The sequence below is a fragment of the Enterobacter cloacae complex sp. IR5403 genome (genome assembly GCF_049238705.1).
In the GTDB taxonomy this organism is placed as follows: domain Bacteria; phylum Pseudomonadota; class Gammaproteobacteria; order Enterobacterales; family Enterobacteriaceae; genus Enterobacter; species Enterobacter hormaechei_C.
In genome coordinates this window covers 40,692-60,120 of the sequence record NZ_JBMKHP010000021.1, presented here as the reverse complement: position 1 = coordinate 60,120, position 19,429 = coordinate 40,692, and the positions used below count along the sequence as shown (strand labels likewise).

The window sequence follows — 19,429 nt, the reverse complement described above, 5'->3', positions numbered from 1 at the left end:
TAGGGAACTGCCAGGCATCAAACAAGTGAAGAGGCCATCCGCAAGGATGGCCTTTTTGCGTTTATTTGCTGAAAAACGGCAGGCCGGGTAAGGCGAAGCCGTCACCCGGCAACTCAGAACGTACTATCCACATTCAAACGAAGCAATTGCCGCTGATGGAAACGCCCAAGGATCAGTACCGTCGTTAACGCACCAAGCAGCGCGCAAAACATATCAGACTGGGTATCCCATGGATCGCCCTGCGTCCCCAGAAAATCATCCGCACCCTGTCCCATCGCCAAAGCTGCCCACCACTCAATGAGTTCATAGGTGGCGCTAATGGCCAGAGCAACACAGCACACCAGAAATCCCGTCATCTGATGTCCACGAACATACTCACCGCGCAGGAGAATTTCTCGCGCTGCCAGTGCGGGAACCAGCCCCTGGAAGAAGTGACCGAGCTTGTCATACGGATTTCGGCTAAGCCCGAGCATCTCCTGAACCTCAAAACCAACCGGAACCTTTGCATAGGTGTACATACCACCAACCATCAGAATGATGGCGTGGAAGAAAACCAGGGTATAGAGAAGGGGAGTCAGGGGGTATCGCCGATGCGTGGCAAGCAGAAGTGGGATGATGATAATGACGGGCGTCACCTCCATCAGCCAGGTGATGCGATCGCTCGTGAACAGGCCGGTATAAAACAGGATCAACAGCAGGAGCAGTGACCCGACTTTTAAAGCAGATAAGGTCATATCATTTTCATTGTCAGGGAAAAAAATCACTATTACCTGACAGAAGGGAAAATTCAATGCGTAGCAGATACAGAAAAGCAAAAACCCAGCCATAGGCTGGGTTCTTTAAATAGTGGTGCCGGACTCGGAATCGAAAATTTCTTTTATCATATTGATATTAGTATAATTTATTTGGTTTGATTAAAAATGTACCCTCAATTATACCCGCAGTCCCTTTTGATATCGAAAGGGAATCACACTCGGGATCAGGCTGAGAGCACAGAAGGAAAGTACCTGGCTATTATATCGTTAATTCTGTCAATCAGTTCCAGCCTTTTGAAAGTGATGTGTGCAGATCCCTTCTTAAAGTATTTAATGATGAACATCTCGTCTTCATAGCGCTCTTTACCCTGAACGGACTGGATGTGACCATCCAGACGAATAGTGATGTTTTCCCGGTTGTCGGGGATCGGTTTGCCGCTGAACAGGTGTAGCATTCTTTCCAGATCGGCAAGTCGATCGGCCTGTTGCCCGCTGTTCAGATGAAGCCCCCACCGGTCCCACCTCACCAGATTGTTGACGATAATTTTACTGCCAAATTTACAGGGTGAGTTGGTTTTGTAATCCCAGCTCAGTCCCCTGAAGACGTTGATCACCCCTCGCTCAAACACCTCATCCTTATTCTGGTGCAGTTGTTCGAATGTACTCAGGATATTCGCTTCACTGATTTCCGGAAAATTATCATATTCCAGTGATCGGTACCATGTGTCCCGGGCCTGCGCATCCATCAGACTCAGCATCCCGGAACGTTGCATCAGGTCACGCCAGATTTCTCGATCGAGATTGCGGGTGATGGCTTTCATTGCTGCTTCCGGTTTTTCCATCAGCCAGCAGCCACAGCGAAAATTCTGTTTCATCGCCCAGTCCAGGGCGGTTTTGCCGCCAATGCCTGCTGTCAGCACTGAGATTTCTGCCAGTTGCCGGATAAGCGTTTCGGTTTGTTGCAGTGCTGCATTCCGTACCGTCACAACGTGTTGGATACTGGTGGAGCAGATAACGTCCGTATGCCCGGTGACCACTTCCGGACGGGAGATTGTGATGTCTGACATTATCGGTTTTCCTTTTGGTTTATAAACGAAAACGCCAGCTGTATTCAGGCTGGCGTCAGGGGAATGAAGTATGGTGAGTGATATTCACCGGTTCTGGTGCAGAAGCTGCACATGACGAAGAGCACGGACATCCTTCCGGGCCTGTTCGATGCAGGGCAACAGTGCTGCTGAATCCGTTCTATCCTCATCGTTGTCAAAGATAATTCCCGATTCGCAGTCGATATTGTCCTGTAGCCACGCAATAAGAATATCCAGTGCGGTTTCCGTGGTTAATGATTTCATGTTGTTCCTGGTTACCAATCGAAAGTGGGCTGGTCCGGCAGACATTCAGCGCTGGCATCCAGATGAATGAGACTGACGCCATAACGTTGGATGAGTGTGACAACCAGACGACGGAACGTTTTTGACAACCCCAGGCGTTTAAGCCGCAGAACCGGATATGACCACGCATCGGTACGTAACAGATATCCGCTACCTGTGAAATGAATCCATTCTGATTCACCGAAGTCACTGGTCTGGTGTGACAGCGAGTACAGCCAGGCGTTATCCTTTTCCGTGATATGTGCGGTACTGCAGCGTATGCCGGCAAGGGTTGCAAACGGTGGTAGTGTGCAGGTTGACTGTTGGTCGGATTCCTCCACCACGCGGAGTGAATAACCGTTTTCAGCGACCTTGTTAATCAGTTCAGTGAGATTAACACCATCGACATCAACGACAATTCGCCCCATGTTCAGTGCCTGCACATTAATGCTGTCGGCTTCCAACGTCAGGGCCAGTTTCATTGTTTCGCCTCCGGATGCTTCCCCTGGGTAATGTTATTTACCGTTCTGTAGTTATCGCGGGTCATCAGGCCGGTTGCCCTGCGAGCCCGGAGAATATCAATACTGTTTATTAACTGAGAGCGGGTACAGGCGCTGAATCCCGGCTGGTCGGTACGTACCAGTGCGTATTTTTCAACGAGAAAGTTCACCGCATCACACAGTGAAATGCCAGCTTCAATATGCTGCTCAATCACACGTTCATCGGCGAACGGTGTGTCATTCAGCGTAAGGCCGTAATGCTGGTCCAGCAACCGGGACAGCAGTGTCTGCCAGATGGTGACGGGAGACGGGCAGCGCGATGCCTCCCGTACGTGTGTGTCGGGTAATGTTTTCATACTGAAGATTTTCCTGATATGCAGAGATGAAAAATGGAAAAGTGGCGTGGTGAAAACACCAGGCCGGAGCAGAAGATTATTCTGATGATTTACTTTTTCGTTTCAGGCGTCGGATAAACAGCCAGATAAACGTAACCACAGGAGCCGAAGGTGTCGGCTTCGCAGGTTAAATCGTTGTGGTACAGGGTAACGCAGTGGGCATGGTGGGGGCTGAGTTCACCGGTGGTCAGCATCGATTCCATCTGGCGGATAAAGTGCGGGAATGTTTCATCCAGCTTCCGGCATTCGATGTCACTGAACTTGCCGGTGATGCTGGCCCGGTCAGCCAGATAATGCAGTCGGTTGCCTTCCTGCACCAGACGGGCTCCCAGGCGCAGTGTAATCTCCCGCTGCAGGCCCCTGGTAGGGTTGCTCATTACAGTTCTCCACTATTGTCAGTTCAGGGTGATGCTCATCAGGCAGGTATAGGGCCCATTGCGGTCCTGGCGGCGTTCGGCGTATACCGCGAGGACTCCGGCGATATCCGGAACGTCCCTGCCGGTGTAATGACAGACGCTACCGTGCCACTGGTATTTTCCGCTGCAGTAGCGAAAGATCCGGGACTCAGGATGCTGGCGGTATATCGTCATTGCCCGGCGTTTACTGATAATTTTCATGTCATACCTCACAACAGACCGTGTTCTGCGAACGAATAGATTTGCTTGCCACCGACAATCAAGTGGTCAGGGACGCGGATATCCACCAACTGAAGCACTTGTACCAGTCGTTGCGTGAGGGTTTTGTCAGCCTGGCTGGGTGTTGTCTCGCCGGAAGGATGGTTATGCGCGAGTATCACCGCCGCCGCGTTGAAGTACAGGGCACGTTTGACCACCTCCCGGGGATGCACCTCGGTGCGGTTAATCGTGCCGGTGAAGAGCGTTTCATGGGCAATCAACTGATTCTGGTTGTCCAGATACAGCACCCGGAACTCTTCCCGCTCAAGCGCGGCCATATGCAGTCGCAGCCATTCACGTACGGCGTGGATAGAGGTGAAGGCCACGCCGGGCTCATGCAGGTGGCGGTCCAGAGCCCTGAGCGCCCGCTGAATGAGACGCCGGTCCTGTTGCGTCATCTCGCCGGGTAAAAAGGAAAGCTGTTTCATCTGTTGCTCCTTCGGTCAGTCGATAATACGCAGAATGGCGTGGGCCTCTGGATGCTGCAGGGCGTAATCCCGCAGGCGGTAATAGTGTTCAGTCATGGCATCGCATTGGGTGCGACAGGCGTGATGGCTGTACGCAATCAGGCAGACAGCAATACCTGCTGCTTCTGCACTCATTTGGGCATCGTTACCGTTCAGGCAGTTAAACAGACGCCATGTCTCATCGTTGTCAGGCTCGGGGGACATAAATGCGCCGCCATTGCTGAGGGTGTAGAACGACCAGATACCACCGCTGTAGCCCTCACAGAAGCGGTCCATCCAGGCGAAGATATGCGGCTCCAGGAGTAGCCACTGCGGGATAGCGCCAAAGTACTGTGGCCAGAAATCGATACGCTGTTCATCGGGGACCGGCGTGACGGTCAGTTCAAATTCGGGTTGGTTAGCGGGTGCGAGGTCGTGCTGCGTCTGTGTTGTCATGGGTATGTCTCCGTCAATAAAAACGCCAGCGGCGATGGCTGGCGTATGGGGATATAAAGTGTGTTCGGGGAGGTGAATGCGGGTAAATGCTTCGCGATCAGCGGGTGGCCGTGTCTGTACGGATGCCTGAGGTGCGGATATAGCGGTTAAGACCTTCACCGGCATCCGGCTCAAAGTTCCATGCCCGCCAGACCATCCGGCCTTCAGTATCACGAACCACCAGACGGAAGTGACTGCCCTGGTCGTCTTCGAGTGTGATATTGCTGTACGTGGTAGTGACCGCTTGCGCTTGTCTCCGGGTGAAAGGCCCCGGTGGCAGCAACACGGATTGGGTCATTTTCGGGCTCCTGATAAAAGAAAACCCCGGCAGCCTGCTAGCTGTCGGGGTGGATTTGCTGGGGAAGATACTACTATCAGTCGTTGCTGCAGTCTCCGAGAGTGGACAGAACTTTCTCAGCGTTCTTCCGGTCCGCAGTGAAGGTCCCTGCTTTGTGGTCATTGACGTAGACGTCGAACTGCCCGGCCTCAGAGATATTGCTGATGAAGTCAAACCAGGCGTTATCGCCGTTACGCCAGCCCAGGCTGGACGGAATAATGTACTGCTGGTGATCCATCACTACGGTGATAGTAGTGTCGTCATCGTGCGAACTGACCATCTTGTCATCGGCAAGGGTAAGAAAGACTGAATGCTGATAGAAACCATTCTGGTCCGGGTTCCCTGTGCAGTTGATGGTAAACGTCTTTCCGCTGGCTTCGGTCACGCTGTATTCCGTATTGCCCTGACCGTAACCCTGCTGCCAGAACCCCGGGATAGCAGAGGCATTAAAGCTCGCGAGCAGTACACCCGCCAGCATAAACCGACTTAGTGAAAGTATTGTCATTCTTGTCTCCTTTGTCGTTGTTTTATTCCTGGTTCTCAGGGTTTGAGGGTATCAGCAGTCGCCCCATCAGTTTGCCGTCATGGGCGTACTCAAAGTATTTTTCTTTGGTATACGGGTCCGTCACCTCCTGGTATTCCAGTTTGATGTTATCGGCAATACACAGCGCATTCATCAGTGGCTGGACGGTTTTTTCCTGCATATCCACGAGGTAGTAGTAACTGCCATCCTCGCAGCCATCGGGCGACTGGCGGGTACGTAAAACCTGCAAGGTGGGACCGGATAAGTAGTCAACCTGTGACCATTCTTCGCTGACATCATCCTGGTGGCTGACCACATCACTGAAACGCGGTGGGGTGAGGTCCTTAAATTTACTGATGGCCTTCAGGTCATCACTTCTGTCATCGCATGCGATGAGAAACAGAGTGGTGGCAACCAGCGCCAGCAGAGGCAGTGTTTTACGTTTCATTATTTTTTTCCTGAAATCAGACGAACCACTTTGGCAAAGACATAAATCCCCACGAAAATACCCACCGGCACGCCGACGAACGGTGTCAGCGCGACACTGGCGGCACCTGCTGCGCCACCTCCCGTCAGCAGTGCGGCAACAGTGGCAAGGGTCAGGGCCGTGAGGCTCTCGGACACCCCGGTTTTGTTCAGAATGATGACGATGACAACAATGGCGATAATGGCAATAAATGGCATAGGCTCTCCCTGCGGATGAGTTGAGATAGACCTTCACTATTCCGGTGGGCTGTCGGCCGGAACAAACGCAAGCAGCTACTGCTGGATAAAGCGAAAATGGGGTAAGGCCTGAATAAACACCGGGTCTTCAACCAGACTGCACAGACTGTCGTTGCGGCGAAAAGACTCCTGCAGGGGTTGAACCAGATGGATTTCATCCAGGGTGAATACGGCGATATGTCCGTCGTGCTCTGCCACCAGATACCAGGCCTGCTGGTGGATAAGTAACCGGCAGGGAGCCAGCCGCTCACAGCGCTGCCCCTCGGCAATCAGCGTCACCCGCCTGCGCCCGGTAATGGCCTGAATCAGTCGCCAGAAAGACAATGCGCCTGATGGCGAAGGAGCCGGACTGGCGGGTGCGATTACGCAGGGAGACTCATCGCACATCAGCAGTGCGTTTACCAGACGACGGTCAAAGCCAGGGAAAAGACCGGCCATCCCGCTGCGGTGGGCAAAGATAAGCACGTCGGGCACCATCTGCGTCTCACTGCCCGCAGTGCGTAAGCGGCAATATCCGGACTGATACTCCAGGTCCAGATACATCAGCCGCTCACGAAAATCACGCCGCAGCGTGCGCACCGACACACCAAACTCAGCGGCCAGCTTACGCACACTCAGTGTTTCCCCTGCCACCAGACGGCTGATTATCAGTGACAGCCTGACAGCCAGCCGGTCATGGCGGCGTTCTGCCTGTGTCATGAGACGTTCTCCGTGAAAGTTAACTGACTGAAAATGATGTGATTACTTTAAAGAGGGGGTCGGACAGGGTATGGACATCACAGAAACTATTTTTCATTTCTGCAAAAGCCAGAGGCAGCGGGGGTTACAGGCCATTCACTCAGTGAGTGAGGACCGCCAGCACGGTGCGATGCGGACAGGTGGTGTCCGATATTAACAAAGCGGCAACATTAAACGGTCACTGCAGTTGCGTGAGCATCGCTTCCGCCATCACCCACAGTGCCCGGTTAAGTTTCACGTCCCCGTCGATACCGCGAACGGCACGGGTATGTGACCGTCCTCCTTTGGCATTACGGCCACTGAGCCCACCCTTAATCAGGTTCTCCTGAATACGCTGGTACGTGGTCCACAGGTCGCTACTCTCATCCTGCCAGCGGCGCGGGGAGAGGATCTGCGACTCAGTCACCGGCTGGTGGCCCTCACCAAAGCGGTACGTCAGCGCGGCTTTTGCCAGTGCCTGCTGCGCAGGTGGTGGCAACAGCAACGACTGCATCGCATCCCGCTTCTCCTCCACACGGTCAAAAATGCCCAGCACTTCATAGGCCCCCTCAATCACCTGACTCACTACATCGCCTTTGTGCGGCACACGCACCTCGCCAAATGACTCACCGCAGACGAGCCCGTTCTGACAAACCGCACGAAATAAACCCGGCAACATCTGGTACGAACTGGTGCCATCATGGGAGTTGAGCAGGATAATTTCTGGTACCTGTTTACCGGTAATCTGCCCCTCCCGACGAAGGCGTAGCATGTGTTTTGTGTGCTCGCGTCGACCCGGGTCGCGTACCCGGGTCTGACAGGCAAAGAACGGCTGGAAGCCTTCGCGCTGCAGGCTGTCCAGCAAGGAGATGGTGGGTATATAGGTGTAGCGTTCACTACGGGATTCATGTTTGTCCTCACTGAATACACTGGGCACCACGCGAAACAGCTCTTCGCGGGTTAACGGGCGGTCGCGACGGATAAGATTTGCTGCGCCAAAGCGCGAAGCCAGACGGGTCATAAGCAGACTCCTCATAACGGGAAAACAAATAAAAGAAATCCCCGTCGCATCGGCGACAGGGTTAGGGAAATAACAGGGATGGGTTAAATACTCAGAAGAAGAAATCCCAGACGGCACGGGCCACTGACACCACGGTGGTGCGCACGGCCTGAATGACGGCCCGCACCGGGGCGGGTATCAGGGGAAAGGCACTGATGCTATCGAGTACAGCACCGACGGTTTCACCAAAATCGCTACGCGCCTGTTCCCGGACTACCGTCGTGCGAAAGGGATGCTGCAGTTGCGACACCACCGGGCTGCTGGCCTCACGCGGCAGGCAACGGATCATGCGCTCTGCCATCACCCGTAGTCCCCACTGCAGACGGACTGACACGGCACATACAGGATGCACTGGCTGGAACAGCTCATGCAGCAGGCAGATTTTGCGGCTGATATTCTGCTTCTGCTCTGTGGACAATCGCTCTCCACCGCTGGTGGGCTCAGTCTTATCAGACTGGCTGATAACAAACAGCACTTTATGCCGGTAAGCTTCACCAATCACCTGGCGGTAAAAATGCTCATCCACCGCCAGTGCCCGATCATCAGCCTTAATCAGCCACAGCACCAGGTCGAGCCGGGGAAGTTGTTCGCGGTACAGCGCAGTATACTCAGTATCGCGAACGCCACTTTCACCCACACCGGGCAGGTCCACCAGCGTCATATAACGCTCTCCGATCTGCAGACGAAATCGTAAAGGTTCACGGGTGCAGGCCGCGACATCGCTGACCGGCGACACCTCACCGGCAAACAGAGCATTGCAAAGGCTACTCTTTCCCGCCCCAGTTTTACCCATAATGCCAATCACTGGTTCGTAGTGGGTTAACTGATTTATCTGCTGCAATATACGTTCAGACACCCACTGCGGCAGGCCGGAAAGCGAATGGTTTAATGGCTGCAAACCTTGCTGATTACTCATGACAACTCCTGCAATAAATAAAACTAAAAACGGCAGGACCGTGAAGTTCTGCCGTTATGCTGGTATGTTCATGAAAATGATATATATCTGAATATAGTTTGAACGATGATTTTCTATTGAATTACCCTAAATACTTCCAGTACTCGTAAGGGTAGTTTATGGTGACCTTAGGAGGGTATAGTTGATTAGGCAATGCTTTATCGATGTGCAAAGCAGCGATAAAAATAAACCCTTCCTGAAAGGGAAGCACTGGAATCCATGAAAGATAAGCGGAATTAAGATGTCTTTTTTTTCTGCGCATATATTCATCAATTCCTGCATTGCAAAAATCAACAGTTCGACATGGCAAAGTGACTGAATGTCAAATAAATAAGACTCAACAACAAATAATGGAATTTCTATTTGAATCAGGTCATAGCCAAACTTCTCACCAGATTTTTTATTTACGCACAAATAAACATAGCGTGATATACAATCACCCTCGGGCATATAGGATTTAATTTTATTCTCAATTCTCTCCATAAACCCACTATTGCAAGAGTCCCATTCAGATATTGCCGGAAGGAAAAAGCTTTCAACAGGATTTGGGTGAACATTGAATATAAGCTTTTCAGACAGAGAGTGAAGATATTTAAAAGTAGAGTCATCTTTATGCTGCTGCGTTTCGAAGTGACGAACCTCATGATAAAACATGCTAAAAAGCCTGCTTTCAACCTCCTGAGTAATTCTATTTTGATATGTCACAAAATCAAGAATAGGTGCAGTGGACCGTAATAACTCACATATTACCTTAGAACGTGACATGCCATTGGATTCGGCATACCTGTCGATTGAATTAATCGTTAAATCATCATCGGTGTTAAATGTAATTCTCTTTACCATAATTGTTATGCACTTTGTTGATTGTGCATAACAACCTATCACAGAGGCCAGTAAAGCGCCAGATCGCACTGCAATAATTCAGATTTCGCGTACACATTTCTTCCTGTGTAAGGCCACCATGTGAACCTACGATAGAATCCTTGAAACCATCAGTTCTTACTGAATTAAGGTTAATTAGTATTATCACCCGGAGTTAACCGTTCCCCTCCTGTAATCAATACTCATCCCTGCATTAAAAAATACATCACACATCTATCTATTGAACCCCGTTTAGTTTGAGGATAGATCATGAAAGAACCCTACAATGCCAACCCTAATTACCCTATGCATCGTTTTCTTCTCGAAGATATAAACCACCACCTGGATGAAATGTTTGAGCGTTATTCCCGCTTACTGGCTTTTCGTATGGATTTTGGCTGGAAACAAGGGAGTGAACGCTCGCAGCGTAATCTCATGGATGAGATGGAGGGCGAGATACAGCACCTGATGGACGTGGCAATTGGCCGAAAGATGGTTATTGGGTACTACTGGGTAATTGAATACAGACAGCGTAAGGGGTTGCATGTGCATGCCATGCTTTATCTTGATGGGCAGAAGCATCGGAAATTCTATCCAACTTCGCGTGCGATAGGGGAAGAATGGCGCAGATTGACTGACGATGAAGGTCTCTTTCATCTGTGTTCCAAGAAAAAGCATTTCGTTGCGAGTTCCGGAACGATAGTGGATCACCGCAATAGGCAAGCAGTTGATGAACTACGTTACGTAATTAGTTATTTAGCCAAATCTGAGCAGAAGTCACGAGGGGTTATTGCAGGTATGAATGCTATACCACCACGAAGCCGTAGAGGCAGGCCCAGGAAGGAGTAGCGACAGGTAAACGTTAAGCTGAAGTTTTTTTACAACAGAAGCCATTGATGTGGAGGAGCTGACGGTAATGATTGGTTTACTAGCAGCTCCGGTTATTCATCTTTAACCGGAACACATCAACATGTATACAAAACCTGCACTACTTGAAGATCAATTCATTGATATGAAATTCATTACCCAGCTTACTGGCCTGAGCGATAAATGGTTCTATAAGCTGATACAGGATGGGGCATTCCCTAAACCGATTAAATTGGGCAGAGCTTCCCGTTGGTTAAAAAGCGATCTGGAAGAATGGTTATATTACCGTATCTACGAATCCAGAAAGTAAAGCGCTCTAGCCCAGAATTAGAAAACCAAAATCGTTATAATGTGTTTTCATCAATACTTAAGACATCAAGATCACTTACCTTCGATTTCGCATCCACCAAGCCCTACCCTGAGCCAAGGAATTAAACCTTGTAGAGGTAAAAGGTGTTCTTTCAGTGACCGCCGAAACTGACAAATCGAATACCTGTCCCTAAACAATACACCCTCTACGGGTCATACGCTTCTGCTACTGGATGCAACAGGAGCCTATAACCGGGAAATGGTGCGCCAGATGGGGCAAACACATGACCATGTGATGACGCCAATGATGCAATTGCAGGACCCGGAGAAGACGAAGGTGATTATCGTGACGCTTGCCGAAACGACACCTGTACTGGAAGCAGCAAACCTGCAGCAGGATCTGCGTCGCGCTGGCATTGAGCCGTGGGCATGGGTTGTGAATAACAGCCTGGCAGCTGCTAAGCCGTCTTCACCTTTCCTGAAGACCAGGGCAAACCGCGAGTCGCCTCTCATCTCTGATGTGGAAGAGCAGTATGCAAAGCGTATTGCATTAACAGCGTTACAGAGCGAAGAGCCGGTTGGTATTGACCTGCTGGAAGAAATGGCGAAGTAATAATGAAGGGGGCATTTGCCCCCTTCATCTTTATTTCAGTCGATTACCTGCCTCATCAACGACTTTTTCACCGTCTTCCTTGGTGAAAGCCGCTTTCTGAGCCTCTGGCAGAATATCCAGAACCACCTCCGAAGGACGGCAAAGTTTAGTTCCCAGTGGCGTCACGACAATCGGACGGTTAATCAGGATCGGATGTTGCAACATAAAATCGATTAACTGGTCATCAGTAAATTTATCTTCTGCAAGACCCTGTTCCTCATACGGCTCGACGTTCTTACGCAGTAACGCCCGGACGGAAATGCCCATATCCGCAATGAGTTTGACCAGCTTATCGCGTGAAGGCGGAGTCTCAAGGTAAAGAATAACGGTCGGCTCGATACCGCTGTTGCGGATCATCTCCAGCGTATTACGCGACGTGCCGCAGGCTGGGTTGTGATAAATGGTGATGTTGCTCATATCAGTATCTCATTACAAAGTGAAAGAGAGACGTAGCGCCAGCGCGGCCAGCGTTACAAACAGCACTGGCAGAGTCATGACGATCCCAGTGCGGAAATAGTATCCCCAGGTGATGGTCATGTTCTTCTGTGAAAGGACATGCAGCCAGAGCAGCGTTGCCAGGCTACCAATCGGTGTAATTTTCGGTCCCAGATCGCAGCCAATCACGTTGGCATAAATCATCGCCTCTTTGATAACGCCTGTTGCGGTGCTGCCATCAATAGAGAGAGCGCCAACCAGCACGGTAGGCATATTGTTCATGATGGAAGACAGGAAAGCTGTCAGGAAGCCGGTACCAAACGTCGCGGCCCAAAGTCCTTTATCTGCCAACACGTTCAGCACACTGGAGAGATATTCTGTTAGCCCTGCATTACGCAGGCCATAGACCACCAGATACATCCCCAGCGAGAAGATGACTATCTGCCATGGTGCCCCACGCAGCACTTTACCAGTGTTAATGACATGGCCTCGTTTCGCCACAGCAAACAGGATAACAGCGCCAACAGCCGCAATCGCGCTAACGGGAATACCGAGCGGCTCAAGGACGAAAAAGCCAACCAGAAGAAGGATCAACACGATCCAGCCGGTTCTGAAGGTTGCCAGATCTTTAATCGCTTTTGCAGGTGCTTTCAGGAGAGCCAGTTCGTAAGTAGGCGGAATATCTTTGCGGAAGAACAGATGCAGCATCACCAGCGTGGCGATAATAGCGGCAATATCCACTGGCACCATTACCGAGGCATACTCAGTAAAGCCCAGTCCAAAGAAGTCCGCCGAGACTATATTCACCAGGTTCGACACGATAAGCGGCAGGCTGGCAGTATCGGCAATAAAACCGGCAGCCATGACGAATGCCAGCGTTGTGCCTTTGCTGAACCCTAATGCCAGCAGCATGGCGATGACTATCGGCGTCAGAATAAGTGCCGCACCATCGTTGGCAAACAGTGCCGCCACCGCCGCACCGAGCAGAACGATATACGTAAAGAGCAAACGTCCACGACCGTTACCCCAGCGGGAAACGTGCAGCGCTGCCCATTCGAAAAAACCAGATTCATCAAGCAGCAGGCTGATAATAATCACGGCAATAAAGGTCGCCGTCGCGTTCCAGACGATATTCCACACCACCGGAATATCGCCCACATGCACAACGCCAGATATCAGAGCCAGCCCCGCGCACAGCATTGCACTCCAGCCGATCCCTAATCCCTTTGGTTGCCAGATAACCAAAACAATGGTCAGGACAAAAATAGCACCTGCCAGTAACATAAAGCCTCCTGACAGGGCGACTTTGCCGCCCTGTATATGCAAAAAAATTAACTCATCAACTCTCTGAGCTTTTCAATACCAGCGGGCTCTGACGCCAGCACCGGAACAAGTGCTATACGGTCAGCGTGCTGATTCTTAACAGCCTCAATCTGAGGCTGTTCCTGACGAGCGCGCTGGCAAAGCAACGGAGAACGCGTATCCGCAATGGAAAGGCTGTTATTGATAATCCAGCCCCACGGATGAATCCCCGCTCTTTCAAGGTCAGCCTGCAGGTTTGCCGCTTCCAGTACCGGTGTGGTTTCAGGAAGTGTAACAAGCAGAACTTTGGTTCTATCCGGATCCTGAAGCTGCATCATTGGGGTAGTAAAATGACCTTTACCCCCCATTTTTTTGGCTATCTCTCGGTGATAAGCACCGGTAGCATCCAGCAGCAACAGCGTGTGTCCCGTAGGGGCGGTATCCATGACAACAAACCGCTTACCCGCTTCACGAATCACTCGGGAAAAGGCCTGGAACACGGCAATTTCTTCAGTACAAGGAGAGCGTAAATCCTCTTCCAGTAGCCGTTTCCCTGCTTCGTCCAGATCTCTTCCCTTCGTCTCTAGGACATACTGGCGATAACGTTCGGTTTCATCGTGTGGATTAATCCTGCTGACCTGCAGGTTATTCAGGCTGCCGTTCAGCGTTGTACTCAGGTGTGCAGCAGGATCAGAGGTCGTGAGATGCACGTCAAATCCCATGTCTGCCAGCCTGACGGCGATGGCCGCAGCCATCGTGGTTTTACCTACGCCACCTTTGCCCATCAACATAATCAGGCCGTGCTCACTGCGAGCGATATCATCGACCAGGCCAGAGAGCGATAAGTTTTGAGGCGTGCACGGGACGTTCATTGCTGGGAGGGGTAATCTCTCTGAGCGGGTGTCCAGCAGCCCCTTCAATGCAGACACGCCAACCATGTTGACTGGCTGTAGTAATAAGGTATCTGTCAGCAGCCCGGATAAACCGGCAGGGAGATTTGCCAGTGCCTCCTGCTCCCGTTGCCATATCGCAGCAGCCAAGGCGTCATGCTCTGCTTCGGCTGCAGGCAGCACACCATTAATCACCAGGTACTGGTTTTTCAGGCCAATCGCAGCCAGTTCTTCATGGGTGCGGGCGACTTCCTGTAGCGTCGATTTCTGCAGTCGTGCAACCAGAACCAGGCGGGTACTTTCAGGATCGGATAACGCCTCTACCGCGTGAGCATACTGCTCACGCTGCTTTTCCAGCCCGGTCATTGGGCCAAGACAGGAAGCACCATCTGGATTGCTTTCAATAAAGCTACTCCAGGCACCAGGAAGCTGGAGAAGGCGAATCGTGTGGCCCGTTGGCGCTGTATCAAAAATGATGTGATCGAAGCGGGTCAGCAGGGAAGCGTCTGTCAATAAGCCGGTGAACTCATCAAATGCCGCGATTTCCGTGGTACAGGCTCCTGAAAGCTGCTCGCTGATACTGTTAACAACTTCATCAGGCAACAGACCTTTAATAGGTTCAACGATTCTGGAGCGGTATTGTTGGGCGGCTTCCTGCGGGTCAATCTCCAGAGCGGAAAGTCCAGGAACTGCCGTCACAGGGCGAATGGTGTTACCGATAGCCTGATCGAAAACCTGACCGACATTCGAGGCAGGATCGGTACTGACCAGCAAAACCCGCTTACCCTGTTCGGCAAGGCGGATAGCCGTCGCACAGGAAATAGAAGTTTTTCCTACACCTCCCTTACCGGTAAAAAATAGGTAAGGCGGGATATTCTGTAAGAATTTCATATGTCCTCCTGACATATTCAGCAACAGGAAGTATTACCACCACAGCAGCTGGTGGGAGCTAACCCTACCTTCTCCAGCGGAATACCGAACCAGCGAGCCAGCTCAGCGCGTTTCGGGTATCGCCCAGCCATCACCGTTTCACCGTCCAACAGCAGTAGCGGAAGCCCTTCTGCTCCAGATGCTTCGAGGAATGCTTTCGCTTTCTCATTGTGAACAAAGCTCATGGGCTGCTGCACCAGGTTGTAACGTTCAACCTGTACGCCACGTCCTTTCAGCCACTGCACATCAGCAGAAAAATCAACCAGAACCTGATCGACATCTGAGCCACATACGCCGGTACTGCAGCACATTGCCGGGTCAAACACCGTTAACGTCTTCATTCTGAATACCTCACATTTGAAAAAACATATATGTTCAGGCAAATTTTTTAGATGCAAACAGCCTTACCGCTACCAGAGCAGTTTGCCGATGCCAGCTTACGGGCGATGGCCTGTACGTCGTCCTGTTGGCTTAACCAGGCCTGCTCAATCACCTGAGCGGCCCAGGAAGGAATATGTGGGGACAAGCGGTAGTGAACCCACTTGCCCTGTTTGCGATCCAGTAATAGACCACTTTCCCGGAGCATTGCCAGGTGGCGAGAGATCTTGGGCTGTGACTGATCCAGCGCTGTACAGAGATCGCACACGCACAGCTCTCCCATCTCTCTGAGCAGCAGTACGATCCCTAGACGGGTTTCATCGGAGAGGTTTTTGAAGAGCTGTAATGATGATAATTGTGGCATAGGTCCTCCTGCTATTATCTCGCAGTTTCTCTCTATAACAGTACAATGTCAAAAATACATTTGAATTTTCATATATGAAGTAAACAAAAAGCTACTCTCTACATCTTTCATGGAAAGAGAGATAATCCAGAGTAACCTTCTATATCAGAAATCCCCGAAGACACTCTCAGGGCACATTTTGTTAGGGAAGGTGCGAATAAGCAGGTCATTTCTTCCCAAGCTGACTCGCTGATTAAAATTTCGCGGATCTGGGCCGATTTTTTTCCCGCAAACACATCGAATCAGCCTATTTAGGCTATTTTTTCCACCATTTCTGGCGTTATTTCAGGTTTTTACTGAGATCTCTCCCTCTGACGTATCATTTGGTCCACCCGAAACAGGTTGGCCAGGGTGAATAACATCGCCAGTTGGTTATCGTTTTTCAGCAGCCCCTTGTATCTGGCTTTCACGAAGCCGAACTGCCGCTTGATGATGCGAAACGGGTGCTCCACCCTGGCACGGATGCTGGCTTTCATGTATTCGATGTTGATGGCCGTTTTGTTCTTGCGCGGATGCTGCTTCAAGGTTTTTACCCTGCCGGGACGCTCGGCGATCAGCCAGTCCACATCCACCTCGGCCAGCTCCTCGCGCTGTGGCGCTCCTTGGTAGCCGGCATCGGCTGAGACAAATTGCTCCTCTCCATGAAGCAGATTACCCAGCTGATTGAGGTCATGCTCGTTGGCCGCGGTGGTGACCAGGCTGTGGGTCAGGCCACTCTTGGCATCGACACCAATGTGGGCCTTCATGCCAAAGTGCCACTGATTGCCTTTCTTGGTCTGATGCATCTCCGGATCGCGTTGCTGCTCTTTGTTCTTGGTAGAGCTGGGTGCCATCAATGATGGTGGCATCGAACAAAGTGCCTTGGGTCATCATGACGCCTGCTTCGGCCAGCCAGCGATTGATGGTCTTGAACAATTGGCGGGCCAGTTGATGCTGCTCGAGCAGGTGGCGGAAATTCATGATGGTGGTGCGATCCGGCAGGGCGCTATCCAGGGATAATCGGGCAAACAGGCGCATGGAGGCGATTTCGTACAGGGCATCTTCCATGGCACCGTCGCTCAGGTTGTACCAATGCTGCATGCAGTGAATACGCAGCATGGTCTCCAGCGGATAGGGCCGTCGGCCATTGCCCGCCTTGGGATAAAACGGCTCGATGACAGCGGTCATATTCTGCCATGGCAGAATCTGCTCCATGCGGGAGAGGAAAATCTCTTTTCGGGTCTGACGGCGCTTAGTGCTGAATTCACTATCGGCGAAGGTGAGTTGATGGCTCATGATGTCCCTCTGGGATGCGCTCCGGATGAATATGATGATCTCATATCAGGAACTTGTTCGCACCTTCCTTAAAATAGTTACTACGTTAATTCACACCCAGCGCCTTATAAACAGCATCAACCGGGTCTGAGTAAAAACTCACCTGAAACTTGGTAAATAACTCTGCCGGAACCGTTGGAATATCCATAGCCGAGGACATCGGCAACAGAACCCGTTTTGCACCGCTGTCGAAGGCGAGCTGTAAACTGGCGGCAAGATCCTGCACCGGGTTAATTACCCCACCAAGCGTCATACTGCCCAACACCACCATCTGTTCCTGCACCGGTTTTGCCAGCAATATCGAACATAAAGCGATAAGCGCAGCAAGACTGGTTGCGGTGCTTGGGCCAGTATTATGCAGTTCAACGACATGAAGGTGATATTCATGATCGGAGAATTTCGCGGCCGCGCTTACCCGATTCAAATTGCCTTTGAAGTAATCGAAACCGACGCGGATAGCTTCTTTCGCGGAGGTATTTGAACCCAGACCCGATACACTATGCTTACCATTACCGGCAGTCATCTGTGTTTCAAAACGATACAGCCCGGTCATGCCGCTTTCTGCCTGAGTGACCAGATGCACAACACCCGGCTTTGGCATTCCGGCAGGAATAAGTTCGCTGCCGCCCTGTTCCGGTACGCTCACAAAAAACTCTTCCAGCGTTTCGTTGTCGATGTAGCTAAAGTTCACATCGAAGAACTCCAGACCGCCCAGTTTTTTAAGTTGCTCTTTCACGCGGCGACGAACTTCCATCGCATAGGTCAGGCAGACTCGCACATCTTCTTTGCTGTACGCGCCATCGGGATGCATGAGTTTTAACAACCCCGACACGGTACGTCGAACGGCAATAACGTCACGCTGGTTGAGGTTGTTACCCAGCTTAAAGAATTTATCAATCGCATCAGAGAAACTGCGTTTGCGCATTTCGCGCATATATTCAGCGAGATAATCCGTAATCAGCCCGTAACGGTTGGTAAAAAATTCCGGGCGCATTTTGGGGATTTCCCAACCGGGAATATAGGCATGAAAGCGGTCGAAAAATGCAGTATCAATCATCGCAGCCGGAAATGGCGCCAGCAAATGGCTGGTTTTAACGAGAGTCTCTACGCTTTGATTGATGTTGCCGACGAAAACCATCGACGCTTTACCTTCAATCGAATCTCTGCCGCGAGAGAAAGATCCTGACGCCATATAATCTTTCATGATTTGCACGCCGTCTTTATCTTTGAAAGTGATCCCCGCGACTTCGTCGAACGCTACCACATCCCACATGCCAACCAAGCCGATCTGGCGACTGGCCATGTTGTAGAACAGGTTGGCAACGGTCGTTTGCCCGCCAGAAACTAACAGGGAGTTAGGAGAACACTCTTTATACACATGGCTTTTACCGGTGCCACGCGGCCCCAGCTCGCAAACGTTATAGTTGTTCTCCACGAACGGGATCATACGGGTGATAAGGTGCCATTTGGTGCGTTGCTCAATATTGGCGGGCTCCATACCCACCGAGCGCAGCAGCACATCGATCCACTGGTCACAGTTAAAGTGTTTACGCGCATCGAACACTTCTTCCATATCCATATTCGGCATCTGGATAGGCTTGAGCGTCATCAATGAGAAGGGTGAGGTCTTCTGCCCTTCTTCAAAGAAATAGTTAACGGTAATCATGCACCAGATACCGCCCGTCAGTAGCTTCTCGTTGTCTTTAACCATCTGCGATGGCACCAGCGCGTCTTTGATACCGAGGTTAGAAAGCTGGGCTTCGTAAACGTCTTTTTTCTGGTTTAGCTTCACCGACACTTTATCGATGATTTTGTACGAACCACGCTCGCGGATCAGCGACTTCACTTTCTCTGCTTCATCCGGGCGCACATAGTTATCAGCCAGAATACGCTTAACGTTTTGCAACCCTTGCTCGACCACGTCGTCATCGTCAGAGGCGCAGTACATGCCGAGCAGATACTCCAGCACATACACCGGGACGTTTGCCCCTTCCTTGAGTTGCTTGGTGAGATCTTTACGCACCACACGACCAGCAAAATGCTGGTTCAGCAGGGCGTCCAGATCGTAACCCTCGGAGGCAATTTCCCCTGCGGATACGCCTGAAACAGGTAAATCATGATGGGTTTGCATATCGCCTCAC

27 protein-coding genes and 2 pseudogenes are annotated in these 19,429 nt (G+C 51.2%); 3 read left to right on the top strand and 26 right to left on the bottom strand.

Annotated elements, in window-relative coordinates:
• Positions 1–113 precede the first annotated feature (113 nt).
• From ACOTW6_RS20490 to ACOTW6_RS20410, 17 genes are all read right to left on the bottom strand, one after another.
• Positions 114–734 carry a DUF2238 domain-containing protein gene (locus tag ACOTW6_RS20490; RefSeq protein WP_062932499.1) on the bottom strand — a complete coding sequence of 207 codons (621 nt, stop codon included), beginning with the start codon at positions 732–734 and terminating at the stop codon, positions 114–116.
• A 245-nt stretch (positions 735–979) separates the two neighbouring features.
• A complete protein-coding gene (locus ACOTW6_RS20485) occupies positions 980–1,822 on the bottom strand; it encodes a DUF4942 domain-containing protein (RefSeq protein ID WP_001548928.1) in 843 nt (280 codons plus the stop codon).
• Positions 1,823–1,906: 84 nt separating this feature from the next.
• Positions 1,907–2,104 (bottom strand): hypothetical protein, encoded by a 198-nt coding sequence (locus ACOTW6_RS20480; RefSeq protein ID WP_421766288.1) that lies wholly within the window; start codon positions 2,102–2,104, stop codon positions 1,907–1,909.
• Between the two features lie 11 nt (positions 2,105–2,115).
• Complete coding sequence (locus ACOTW6_RS20475; RefSeq protein WP_001547769.1) at positions 2,116–2,604, bottom strand: DUF5983 family protein; 489 nt, start codon at positions 2,602–2,604, stop codon at positions 2,116–2,118.
• Positions 2,601–2,978, bottom strand: a complete 378-nt coding sequence (locus ACOTW6_RS20470; protein WP_000854726.1) for a TA system toxin CbtA family protein — start codon at positions 2,976–2,978, stop codon at positions 2,601–2,603. Before ACOTW6_RS20470 ends, ACOTW6_RS20475 begins: the two co-directional genes overlap by 4 nt.
• An 89-nt stretch (positions 2,979–3,067) precedes the next feature.
• Positions 3,068–3,394 carry a type IV toxin-antitoxin system antitoxin YafW gene (gene yafW, locus ACOTW6_RS20465; protein ID WP_001548930.1) on the bottom strand — a complete coding sequence of 109 codons (327 nt, stop codon included), beginning with the start codon at positions 3,392–3,394 and terminating at the stop codon, positions 3,068–3,070.
• Positions 3,395–3,412: 18 nt separating this feature from the next.
• Positions 3,413–3,634, bottom strand: a complete 222-nt coding sequence (locus ACOTW6_RS20460) for a DUF987 domain-containing protein (protein WP_048981705.1) — start codon at positions 3,632–3,634, stop codon at positions 3,413–3,415.
• Positions 3,635–3,642: 8 nt separating this feature from the next.
• Positions 3,643–4,119, bottom strand: coding sequence for a RadC family protein (locus ACOTW6_RS20455; protein WP_368569693.1), 477 nt, complete (start codon positions 4,117–4,119; stop codon positions 3,643–3,645).
• A 15-nt stretch (positions 4,120–4,134) separates the two neighbouring features.
• A complete protein-coding gene (locus tag ACOTW6_RS20450) occupies positions 4,135–4,593 on the bottom strand; it encodes an antirestriction protein (protein ID WP_151331197.1) in 459 nt (152 codons plus the stop codon).
• A gap of 97 nt (positions 4,594–4,690) precedes the next feature.
• Positions 4,691–4,930, bottom strand: coding sequence for a DUF905 domain-containing protein (locus ACOTW6_RS20445; RefSeq protein WP_000194654.1), 240 nt, complete (start codon positions 4,928–4,930; stop codon positions 4,691–4,693).
• 76 nt (positions 4,931–5,006) lie between these two features.
• Complete coding sequence (gene ykfB / locus ACOTW6_RS20440) at positions 5,007–5,474, bottom strand: protein YkfB (RefSeq protein WP_001547765.1); 468 nt, start codon at positions 5,472–5,474, stop codon at positions 5,007–5,009.
• A 22-nt stretch (positions 5,475–5,496) separates the two neighbouring features.
• Complete coding sequence (locus ACOTW6_RS20435) at positions 5,497–5,940, bottom strand: YfjS/YafY family lipoprotein (RefSeq protein ID WP_001547764.1); 444 nt, start codon at positions 5,938–5,940, stop codon at positions 5,497–5,499.
• Positions 5,940–6,176 carry a protein YpjK gene (gene ypjK / locus ACOTW6_RS20430; protein ID WP_063255810.1) on the bottom strand — a complete coding sequence of 79 codons (237 nt, stop codon included), beginning with the start codon at positions 6,174–6,176 and terminating at the stop codon, positions 5,940–5,942. Before ypjK ends, ACOTW6_RS20435 begins: the two co-directional genes overlap by 1 nt.
• A 75-nt stretch (positions 6,177–6,251) precedes the next feature.
• A complete protein-coding gene (locus ACOTW6_RS20425; RefSeq protein ID WP_421766287.1) occupies positions 6,252–6,914 on the bottom strand; it encodes a WYL domain-containing protein in 663 nt (220 codons plus the stop codon).
• Positions 6,915–7,131: 217 nt separating this feature from the next.
• Complete coding sequence (locus tag ACOTW6_RS20420) at positions 7,132–7,953, bottom strand: DUF932 domain-containing protein (protein WP_368569545.1); 822 nt, start codon at positions 7,951–7,953, stop codon at positions 7,132–7,134.
• Positions 7,954–8,044: 91 nt separating this feature from the next.
• A complete protein-coding gene (locus tag ACOTW6_RS20415; protein ID WP_421766286.1) occupies positions 8,045–8,908 on the bottom strand; it encodes a GTPase family protein in 864 nt (287 codons plus the stop codon).
• Between the two features lie 156 nt (positions 8,909–9,064).
• A complete protein-coding gene (locus tag ACOTW6_RS20410; protein WP_421766285.1) occupies positions 9,065–9,790 on the bottom strand; it encodes a hypothetical protein in 726 nt (241 codons plus the stop codon).
• Between the two features lie 288 nt (positions 9,791–10,078).
• On the opposite strand from ACOTW6_RS20410, the gene ACOTW6_RS20405 reads away from it, so the two are divergent.
• From ACOTW6_RS20405 to ACOTW6_RS20395, 3 genes and pseudogenes are all read left to right on the top strand, one after another.
• On the top strand, positions 10,079–10,657 hold the full coding sequence (locus ACOTW6_RS20405) for a YagK/YfjJ domain-containing protein (protein WP_115799762.1): 579 nt from the start codon (positions 10,079–10,081) through the stop codon (positions 10,655–10,657).
• Positions 10,658–10,778: 121 nt separating this feature from the next.
• Positions 10,779–10,985, top strand: coding sequence for a helix-turn-helix transcriptional regulator (locus ACOTW6_RS20400; RefSeq protein WP_032170432.1), 207 nt, complete (start codon positions 10,779–10,781; stop codon positions 10,983–10,985).
• A gap of 198 nt (positions 10,986–11,183) precedes the next feature.
• Positions 11,184–11,597: pseudogene (locus tag ACOTW6_RS20395) on the top strand (ArsA-related P-loop ATPase); the annotation flags it as partial.
• Positions 11,598–11,627: 30 nt separating this feature from the next.
• On the opposite strand, the gene arsC reads toward ACOTW6_RS20395, so the two are convergent.
• From arsC to brxL, 9 genes and pseudogenes are all read right to left on the bottom strand, one after another.
• Positions 11,628–12,053, bottom strand: a complete 426-nt coding sequence (arsC, locus tag ACOTW6_RS20390) for a glutaredoxin-dependent arsenate reductase (RefSeq protein WP_032181594.1) — start codon at positions 12,051–12,053, stop codon at positions 11,628–11,630.
• Between the two features lie 12 nt (positions 12,054–12,065).
• Positions 12,066–13,355, bottom strand: coding sequence for an arsenite efflux transporter membrane subunit ArsB (arsB, locus tag ACOTW6_RS20385; protein ID WP_421766284.1), 1,290 nt, complete (start codon positions 13,353–13,355; stop codon positions 12,066–12,068).
• Positions 13,356–13,402: 47 nt separating this feature from the next.
• Positions 13,403–15,154 (bottom strand): arsenite efflux transporter ATPase subunit ArsA, encoded by a 1,752-nt coding sequence (gene arsA, locus ACOTW6_RS20380; RefSeq protein WP_095719654.1) that lies wholly within the window; start codon positions 15,152–15,154, stop codon positions 13,403–13,405.
• Positions 15,155–15,171: 17 nt separating this feature from the next.
• Positions 15,172–15,534 carry an arsenite efflux transporter metallochaperone ArsD gene (gene arsD, locus ACOTW6_RS20375; RefSeq protein WP_032170437.1) on the bottom strand — a complete coding sequence of 121 codons (363 nt, stop codon included), beginning with the start codon at positions 15,532–15,534 and terminating at the stop codon, positions 15,172–15,174.
• Positions 15,535–15,581: 47 nt separating this feature from the next.
• Entirely contained in the window at positions 15,582–15,935 is a 354-nt protein-coding gene (gene arsR, locus ACOTW6_RS20370; RefSeq protein WP_032181589.1) for an As(III)-sensing metalloregulatory transcriptional repressor ArsR, read from the bottom strand.
• 144 nt (positions 15,936–16,079) lie between these two features.
• Positions 16,080–16,331: pseudogene (locus tag ACOTW6_RS20365) on the bottom strand (hypothetical protein).
• Complete coding sequence (locus tag ACOTW6_RS20360) at positions 16,268–16,720, bottom strand: IS5 family transposase (protein ID WP_421766290.1); 453 nt, start codon at positions 16,718–16,720, stop codon at positions 16,268–16,270. The pseudogene ACOTW6_RS20365 and the gene ACOTW6_RS20360 overlap by 64 nt, the downstream one beginning before the upstream one ends.
• Positions 16,644–17,249 carry an IS5 family transposase gene (locus ACOTW6_RS20355; RefSeq protein WP_421766289.1) on the bottom strand — a complete coding sequence of 202 codons (606 nt, stop codon included), beginning with the start codon at positions 17,247–17,249 and terminating at the stop codon, positions 16,644–16,646. Before ACOTW6_RS20355 ends, ACOTW6_RS20360 begins: the two co-directional genes overlap by 77 nt.
• A gap of 85 nt (positions 17,250–17,334) precedes the next feature.
• Positions 17,335–19,419 carry a protease Lon-related BREX system protein BrxL gene (gene brxL / locus ACOTW6_RS20350; RefSeq protein ID WP_421766283.1) on the bottom strand — a complete coding sequence of 695 codons (2,085 nt, stop codon included), beginning with the start codon at positions 19,417–19,419 and terminating at the stop codon, positions 17,335–17,337.
• Positions 19,420–19,429: the final 10 nt, after the last annotated feature.

Coding starts and splice junctions, on each gene's coding strand:
- ACOTW6_RS20490 (WP_062932499.1), bottom strand. CDS start 734: ATGACCTTATCTGCTTTAAAAGTCGGGTCACTGCTCCTGCTGTTGATC.
- ACOTW6_RS20485 (WP_001548928.1), bottom strand. CDS start 1,822: ATGTCAGACATCACAATCTCCCGTCCGGAAGTGGTCACCGGGCATACG.
- ACOTW6_RS20480 (WP_421766288.1), bottom strand. CDS start 2,104: ATGAAATCATTAACCACGGAAACCGCACTGGATATTCTTATTGCGTGG.
- ACOTW6_RS20475 (WP_001547769.1), bottom strand. CDS start 2,604: ATGAAACTGGCCCTGACGTTGGAAGCCGACAGCATTAATGTGCAGGCA.
- ACOTW6_RS20470 (WP_000854726.1), bottom strand. CDS start 2,978: ATGAAAACATTACCCGACACACACGTACGGGAGGCATCGCGCTGCCCG.
- yafW (WP_001548930.1), bottom strand. CDS start 3,394: ATGAGCAACCCTACCAGGGGCCTGCAGCGGGAGATTACACTGCGCCTG.
- ACOTW6_RS20460 (WP_048981705.1), bottom strand. CDS start 3,634: ATGAAAATTATCAGTAAACGCCGGGCAATGACGATATACCGCCAGCAT.
- ACOTW6_RS20455 (WP_368569693.1), bottom strand. CDS start 4,119: ATGAAACAGCTTTCCTTTTTACCCGGCGAGATGACGCAACAGGACCGG.
- ACOTW6_RS20450 (WP_151331197.1), bottom strand. CDS start 4,593: ATGACAACACAGACGCAGCACGACCTCGCACCCGCTAACCAACCCGAA.
- ACOTW6_RS20445 (WP_000194654.1), bottom strand. CDS start 4,930: ATGACCCAATCCGTGTTGCTGCCACCGGGGCCTTTCACCCGGAGACAA.
- ykfB (WP_001547765.1), bottom strand. CDS start 5,474: ATGACAATACTTTCACTAAGTCGGTTTATGCTGGCGGGTGTACTGCTC.
- ACOTW6_RS20435 (WP_001547764.1), bottom strand. CDS start 5,940: ATGAAACGTAAAACACTGCCTCTGCTGGCGCTGGTTGCCACCACTCTG.
- ypjK (WP_063255810.1), bottom strand. CDS start 6,176: ATGCCATTTATTGCCATTATCGCCATTGTTGTCATCGTCATCATTCTG.
- ACOTW6_RS20425 (WP_421766287.1), bottom strand. CDS start 6,914: ATGACACAGGCAGAACGCCGCCATGACCGGCTGGCTGTCAGGCTGTCA.
- ACOTW6_RS20420 (WP_368569545.1), bottom strand. CDS start 7,953: ATGACCCGTCTGGCTTCGCGCTTTGGCGCAGCAAATCTTATCCGTCGC.
- ACOTW6_RS20415 (WP_421766286.1), bottom strand. CDS start 8,908: ATGAGTAATCAGCAAGGTTTGCAGCCATTAAACCATTCGCTTTCCGGC.
- ACOTW6_RS20410 (WP_421766285.1), bottom strand. CDS start 9,790: ATGGTAAAGAGAATTACATTTAACACCGATGATGATTTAACGATTAAT.
- ACOTW6_RS20405 (WP_115799762.1), top strand. CDS start 10,079: ATGAAAGAACCCTACAATGCCAACCCTAATTACCCTATGCATCGTTTT.
- ACOTW6_RS20400 (WP_032170432.1), top strand. CDS start 10,779: ATGTATACAAAACCTGCACTACTTGAAGATCAATTCATTGATATGAAA.
- arsC (WP_032181594.1), bottom strand. CDS start 12,053: ATGAGCAACATCACCATTTATCACAACCCAGCCTGCGGCACGTCGCGT.
- arsB (WP_421766284.1), bottom strand. CDS start 13,355: ATGTTACTGGCAGGTGCTATTTTTGTCCTGACCATTGTTTTGGTTATC.
- arsA (WP_095719654.1), bottom strand. CDS start 15,154: ATGAAATTCTTACAGAATATCCCGCCTTACCTATTTTTTACCGGTAAG.
- arsD (WP_032170437.1), bottom strand. CDS start 15,534: ATGAAGACGTTAACGGTGTTTGACCCGGCAATGTGCTGCAGTACCGGC.
- arsR (WP_032181589.1), bottom strand. CDS start 15,935: ATGCCACAATTATCATCATTACAGCTCTTCAAAAACCTCTCCGATGAA.
- ACOTW6_RS20360 (WP_421766290.1), bottom strand. CDS start 16,720: ATGAAGGCCCACATTGGTGTCGATGCCAAGAGTGGCCTGACCCACAGC.
- ACOTW6_RS20355 (WP_421766289.1), bottom strand. CDS start 17,249: ATGAGCCATCAACTCACCTTCGCCGATAGTGAATTCAGCACTAAGCGC.
- brxL (WP_421766283.1), bottom strand. CDS start 19,419: ATGCAAACCCATCATGATTTACCTGTTTCAGGCGTATCCGCAGGGGAA.